Source organism: Bacillus horti (assembly GCF_030813115.1).
GTDB classification, from domain to species: Bacteria; Bacillota; Bacilli; order Caldalkalibacillales; family JCM-10596; genus Bacillus_CH; species Bacillus_CH horti.
This window is the reverse complement of record NZ_JAUSTY010000032.1, coordinates 22,680-29,075: the sequence shown is the minus strand read 5'-3', so window position 1 is coordinate 29,075 and position 6,396 is coordinate 22,680. Positions and strand designations below refer to the sequence as shown.

Annotated in this window: 7 protein-coding genes and 1 pseudogene; all 8 read left to right on the top strand. The window is 41.2% G+C overall.

Going from position 1 to position 6,396, the window contains the following annotated elements; all coding sequences use genetic code 11:
- Window positions 1–414, top strand: a pseudogene (locus J2S11_RS21635) (IS3 family transposase); the annotation flags it as partial.
- Between the two features lie 356 nt (window positions 415–770).
- Entirely contained in the window at window positions 771–1,241 is a 471-nt protein-coding gene (locus J2S11_RS21630; protein ID WP_307398191.1) for a sigma-70 family RNA polymerase sigma factor, read from the top strand.
- 265 nt (window positions 1,242–1,506) lie between these two features.
- Entirely contained in the window at window positions 1,507–1,914 is a 408-nt protein-coding gene (locus J2S11_RS21625) for a DUF3168 domain-containing protein (RefSeq protein ID WP_307398189.1), read from the top strand.
- 99 nt (window positions 1,915–2,013) lie between these two features.
- Window positions 2,014–2,409 carry a phage tail tube protein gene (locus J2S11_RS21620; protein WP_307398187.1) on the top strand — a complete coding sequence of 132 codons (396 nt, stop codon included), beginning with the start codon at window positions 2,014–2,016 and terminating at the stop codon, window positions 2,407–2,409.
- 265 nt (window positions 2,410–2,674) lie between these two features.
- On the top strand, window positions 2,675–3,331 hold the full coding sequence (locus J2S11_RS21615) for a hypothetical protein (protein WP_307398186.1): 657 nt from the start codon (window positions 2,675–2,677) through the stop codon (window positions 3,329–3,331).
- Window positions 3,324–3,674, top strand: a complete 351-nt coding sequence (locus J2S11_RS21610; protein WP_307398185.1) for a hypothetical protein — start codon at window positions 3,324–3,326, stop codon at window positions 3,672–3,674. The genes J2S11_RS21615 and J2S11_RS21610 overlap by 8 nt, the downstream gene beginning before the upstream one ends.
- 198 nt (window positions 3,675–3,872) lie before the next feature.
- Entirely contained in the window at window positions 3,873–5,624 is a 1,752-nt protein-coding gene (locus J2S11_RS21605) for a phage tail protein (RefSeq protein ID WP_307398183.1), read from the top strand.
- Complete coding sequence (locus J2S11_RS21600; protein WP_307398181.1) at window positions 5,624–6,391, top strand: distal tail protein Dit; 768 nt, start codon at window positions 5,624–5,626, stop codon at window positions 6,389–6,391. Before J2S11_RS21605 ends, J2S11_RS21600 begins: the two co-directional genes overlap by 1 nt.
- Window positions 6,392–6,396: the final 5 nt, after the last annotated feature.

Here is a 6,396-nt window from a genome sequence, read left to right as displayed (position 1 = left end):
ACCACCGGTGAAGCCTTGGCTTATCATGTATCAGACCGCATAACCATGGACGTAGCTACCGACACGCTTTTAAAACTAAAAAAGAACAGAACCTTTAAGAAAGCAAAGGATGGACTTATCCACTCCGATTAGGGAACTCATTACACACACCCTGACTTTCAAAAATTAGTCAAAAAAATGGGATTGCGCCAGTCCATGTCAAGACAAGGAAACTGTTGGGATAACGCTCCTCAGGAATCTTTTTTTGGCCACCTTAAGGATGAAACCACTATTAAAGAATGTTCAACTCTAGATGAGATAAAAAAAGAAATTAAGCAATATATGACCTACCATAACCACTATAGATACCAATGGAATCGAAAAAAGATGACCCCTGTTCAATACAGAGATCATCTTCTAAGGGCTCTTGCCTAGGCTTTTTTTAAATGTCCTTTACAAAGGGTGCACTTTAATTTGGGCTAAGTACGGCTTTTTTTATGTGCTTAAATGCGTGTAAGATACGTGATAAGATATGCTCAGTTACTTCGATGGTTTCTAATGGTTTCTAGACGTATATGTTTTCGCGCACTGTTTCCATAATTACTTATTGCAAAAAATACGCAAAGGTTTTATAATAAGAACACACGTTCTGTATTTTTGCACAAGTTTTCCAACAGAAAGTTTACGTATTTGCAATATAATTACAGAACATTTTGCTCTATTGGACATGTTATTCTTGATACAATCCAGTTCGTGTAACAAAAGCTAAACAAAAAGAAAGGGGTGTCAAAATGACCGTTCAGGAGGATAAGAAGACGCGTAACTCTGTTATTAGAGAGATCGAATTTCATCTTAAGCAGTATAGGCAGTACAAGGTAGGAATGAACAACTTGAGTAATCAGATTGAGTTTATCCAGCCGAGAACGACTACGAATTATGAAATACGTGAGGGCTCCATGAACTATGCTTCAAAATGGAGCTCGACCGAAGAGTGTGCTATTGAACGGTTGGAATCAAAGAAGGCTCTACAGCTACAACGCGAAATTCAAAAATACCAAGTCATTGTTGACTCTATTGATCAATCATTGGAAGAGCTTGATGAACTAGAGAAGAGGTTTGTGCAATATCGCTATTTTCAGCGGTGGTCTATTCGCAAAATATCCTTGGAGCTAGGCTATTCAGAAAGCAGTATTCATGTGCTAAGAAGGCAGCTTATGGCCAAGCTGGAGATAAGCCTGAAGGGAATTCTATCTATTATTTGATTAATGATTTATTGACTACCAATTGAAACTTATTTATATGAATGACCTACATGACGAGAATGTGCATAGACTTTTTAAATAAATGATAGATAAGACACCCTGATTCAGAGGATGTCTTTTTTCTTGTCCATTTTTTAAAGGAGGTGAGGCCTATGGGCTTGGTTTGGCTCCTGCATCCTGGATAATGTTTTATGTACAGGACAGGCATAGTTTTTAGTGTGAACAAAAAGAAGACTGACAAAAAAGTGTGGGAAGGGGGATTCTTATGAGTGCCCTAATAGAAATACAGCAGGCGTTATTACAAGCTTGTAGAGCAGATGGTGATTTAATGGTAAAGGTTTCAGGAGTGTTTGATCATACTCCAATCGATTCATCACTGCCTTATATTGTGATAGGTGAGGCGACTGAAACGCCGTTAAATACGTTTGAACAGCAGAGTTTAGAGGTGCAGTCGACCATTCGTATTTATAGTGGTGAACAAGGCTATTCTGAAGCCTATGATATTCTGCAATCCCTGACCAATGGGCTTAGACATATAGATTTGCCCATGCAGCACTTTGAGCTAGTGAGCTTGGATTACCAGAGTGGTGCAGCCGTTGTAGAAGATGCAACAGAAGAGGCAGATAATAGGCAGGTTCAAGCTATTTATCGGATGATTGTGCAGAGAGTATAGAAAAATGAAGAGTAATTAATAGGAAGAACACGAAAACATAAAAAAACATGAAACACAAAAGCATGAAATATATGAAAAACAATGAGGAGGTCATGAACAATGGCATTAGCAGGGAGAAAATTAAAGGTAAACGTATCTACGGATGGGACAAGCTTTAGCGAGGTCCTACAATTAAATGAAGCAACGATGACCAATGAAGGGGATAATCAGGACGTGAGTACGTTTGGTTCAGATTTTATTCAACGTCTTCAAGGCTTAAAGGATTCAAGCTATAGCTTAAACGGGTTCTATGATCCAAGTAACACTGCAGGACAGGTGGCTATCCGTGATGCTTGGCTGAACAACACACCTTTATATGTTCAGTTCCTTCCAGATGGAGAGAGTGGATTCGAGCAGGAGGTTAAGGTATCCAGCTATGAGGTGACAGCTAGTGCTGAGGGAACGGTTGAGGTTGCTATTGAAGTAGAAGGCTCAGGTGCTATTAGTGCTGTATAAGCTTTGCGCAGACGCAAGGTTCCAAAGAATTAATTTAAAAACTTGTTATATTAAATTTATGTTCTAGCTATTAAGCTAGGAAACTATGAGGCTATCAAAAGCAAAGGTAAAGAGAGCTTGGCTTAACCATAGGTGTACACACATCTACGGTTAGCCAGGTTTTCTTTTTCTAAATGAATAGGGATTTATGAAATGGAAGGTCAGCACTAGAAAGACAAGAGTAAGAAAAGAAGACCTTAAACACTAAAGGTAAGGAGGAAAGAATATGGCTATATCAGGCTATAAAGCGGATATCTTCGTGTCGGGTGAAGCTATTCCATTTGAAGCAGAAAGTATGATGACTAATACAGAAGAAAAAGAATTTGTCATCAGTGACCGCTCCAAAAGGGTTTGGGACAGAGTAGCTTTTATAACAGTAGAGAGACTGCTGGATGCAGAGGATGAGGAGAATCCAGACGGATTGTGGATTGTGGTACCAGAAAATGAGTATGAACTGAACCGTTTAGAAGGAAAGATCACTTTTGCAGAAGAGCAGGAGGGTCAGCTTTTCCGTGTGAGTGGAGAGTATGTTCCGTTAACGAACGTAGCAGGTGCTTATGAGTATACATTCACGTTAGAAAGTGACAATCAAACGATACCAGCCTTTCATTCAGCACAAATGAACAGAGTTCAAGGAAAGAAAGATGTAACGGGCTCCATCGCCAAATGGTTTACGACAAGCGATTTGTTTGTAGACAATTTTCACAAGGGCAAGCCTGTTGTTCTTGAGTTTTATACAGATGAATCGGATATACCAGCTGTAAAGCTTTGGGCATTATTGAGCACGGTAGAAGTAACAGCGAGTCAGGAGGCCGTTGTTGAGGAAAGTATAGAATTTGAAGCTGTGGCAGATAAAGAAGGGAGAGTGATTAGCTTTGGCTAACTTGAGAGAGAAAATTTTAGCGGTTAAGGATATTAAGGAGAAGGTCGTACACATTGATGAATGGGAGACAGAGGTACTAATCCGAGGGTTAAATGGGGCAAAAAGAGCTAGATTACTTCAGAACAATATAGACAAGCAGGGTGCCATTAACTTTGAACGCATGTACCCTGAGCTACTGATCCTTACTGTGCATGATCCTGAATCGAAGGAGCCTGTGTTTCAGCCAGAGGATCGGGATGCTCTAAATGCTAAAAACGGTGGGGTCATTGAAAAGCTTGTACAAGTGGCTATGACCCTTTCAGGTCTGGATGCACAGGCTGTGGAGAGTGCGGTAAAAAACTAAAGGAACACCCTGAGCGCAGATTTTACTTTGATTTAGCGGATCGCTTAGGGTGTACGGTTGCTGAACTGCTAGAAGGAATCTCTAGCACGGAATTAACAGAATGGATGGCCTTTTACAGAATAAAGGCTGAGGACATGGAGAAGGAACAAAAAGAGATGGATCGAAAAGCAAAATCACGATCGCCAAGGAGGTGAGCAGGTGTCCACTCAAGCAGCAGACATTCAGGGGCTCGCAGGAAGTATGGCCAATCTAGTGAACTATGCTAGACAGCTTAACGAGGTAGGCCAGCAGGTTAAGCAGATGGGGGCTCAGGTAAGCTCTGGGATGAATGAAGCAAAAGCTTCACTAAATCAAACAAAGCAGGCTTTTACTGAATTCCGTCAGGGCTTTAGCTCTCTCGCATCAAGTTTGGGGATTGATACAACCCCATTAAGTAACTTAGCCACAGAAATTAAGAATGTGGTCACCAATTCTAGTGCTTTTCAGCAGGTTAGAACATCCGCTCAAGAAATTGGAACGGAATTTAGTAACACAAGGGAAAAGTTCGCAGCTACAAATGCAGCCTTTGGTGAAACGAAATCTGCCATATCTACCTTAGGAAGCGAGTTTTCCACACTTAGAGAAAATATGACGATTAACACGGACAGTGTGGAAGGATTTATGACAAGTATATTTACATTAGGAGGCTCTTTAACAAGCGTTGTAACCAGCGCTTTAATGGTAGGAACAACCTTTATGAGCCTAGCGGGCACCATTGGTCCCTTAATTGGAGCTATCAAAGCACTGGGGCTAGCTTTGAGTACAGCATTAATGAGTCCCATAGGGCTAATTATTCTAGCTGTTATTGCTGTAGCAGCTATTTTTTATTTGTATTGGGATCAAATTAAAGAAACAGTGATTACCGTATGGGAAGCGATTTGGTCTTTTATACAGCCTGCCGTTGACGCCTTTGTATCGTTTTTTACAGAGGAATTTAATCGAGTGAAGGAATGGTGGATGGAAATATGGCCTCAGATCAAGCAGATCTTCGAGAGTATTTGGAATGGGATCATGGCTTTTTTATCTCCTATTATTAACGCGATTGTGGCGATTATGGAGTGGGCTTGGCCCTATGTTAGTGCCTTAATCACGGGTGTTTGGAATGCCATTCAAACGGTCATCCGTACAGCACTAAACATCATCATGGGAATATTAAATCCTATCATGAATGGTGTGGTTACATTGATGAAATGGGGCTGGGAGCTCGTTGGAAATCTCATTCTTGGGACATGGGAGAGCATTAAAAATATTATTAGAAGTGCCATTAACATTGTCATGAACATTGTGCAGGGCTTCATCAATTTATTCACAGGGAACTGGAGAGGCTTATGGGATAACATTAAGTCGATTGCCTCGAATTTGTTTTCAATTATTACCAACTTATTTTCAGTATCTCTAATTGGAAAGCTGATATCTGCCGCTCAGATGATTGGACCAAAGCTGTTGAGCATTTTCCAGAACATGTGGAACACACTCAAAACAAGCTTTTTAAATGCAGGGAAAGGGTTAATCGATATGTTTTCCCAAGGGATTAGAAACGCAGCAAGTAAAGTGATTCAAGTTGCTAAGGATTTGGTGCAAAAGGTTAGGAACCTGCTACCCTTTTCTCCAGCTAAGGAAGGACCTTTGTCTGATTTGAACCGTCTTGATTTTGCTGGACCTATTAGCTCGTCTATTACAAAGGGAATCCCCAAAGTGCAGGCAGATATGAAGCATATGCTCCATGTTCCGTCTATTGACCCTTCATTTAGGACAAGCGGTCAGATAAGTTCCACGACAAACGGTGGTATGGTGCAGAATATAACGATTAGTGAGCTTGTTGTACGTGAGGAAGCAGATATCGAAAGGATCTCTCAGCGACTGTATCAGTATCAGCGAAGATCACTACGAGCCTCGGGGGTGAATGTATAATGCCAACTGTAGGATTTTCTTATCAAGGAATTCATAGTAGAGATATGGGTCTTTCTGTCATACAGATTAGTAGACCCGTGCTTCCCCCGATTCAAGCGAAAACAATGGTCATCCCAGAACGTCACGGTAGCTTATATTTTGGCTATCAGTATGATCCATTAGAATTGCATGTTGAATTAGCCTTGGTAGCAGACCAACTGCTGACTTTTCAAACGGCACGAAGAAAAGTAGGGGCGTGGCTAAGTCCCGAGGAAGGACTAAGAGAGCTTATTTTTGATGATGAAGCAGATAAAAAGTACTACGCCGTACTCAAGGACACGACAGAGCTTGAACAGCTTTTAACCGTTGGGCGTGGAGAACTGGTTTTTCTTGTTCCTGATCCATTTGCCTACGCTGTAGAGGATGATATTTTTACTTTTTCTGAGCAAGGCCTCTATGATTTTGAGAGACGTGGAACGGAAACGTCATTTCCTTTGATTGAGGTGGAGGGTCAGTGTACGGCAGCGGACAAGCTTAGTGTGACTTTAAATGATCGAACCATTGCTTTTTCGGGGCAGCTTCTAGAGGGGGACACCCTAATGCTGGATTCTGCTCTGATGACAGCGAAAATTAGGCATGCTGACGGGAGAGTAGCTAGTGCGATTAATCTAATTAGTAGTCTTAACTTCCCTAAAGCTATTTCCGGTGCGAACACACTTGAGCTCCATACAACAGGAGAAGCTAGCTTTCAAGAGGTCACTGTTACGTGTCGAAGTAGATGGAAATAAGGAGG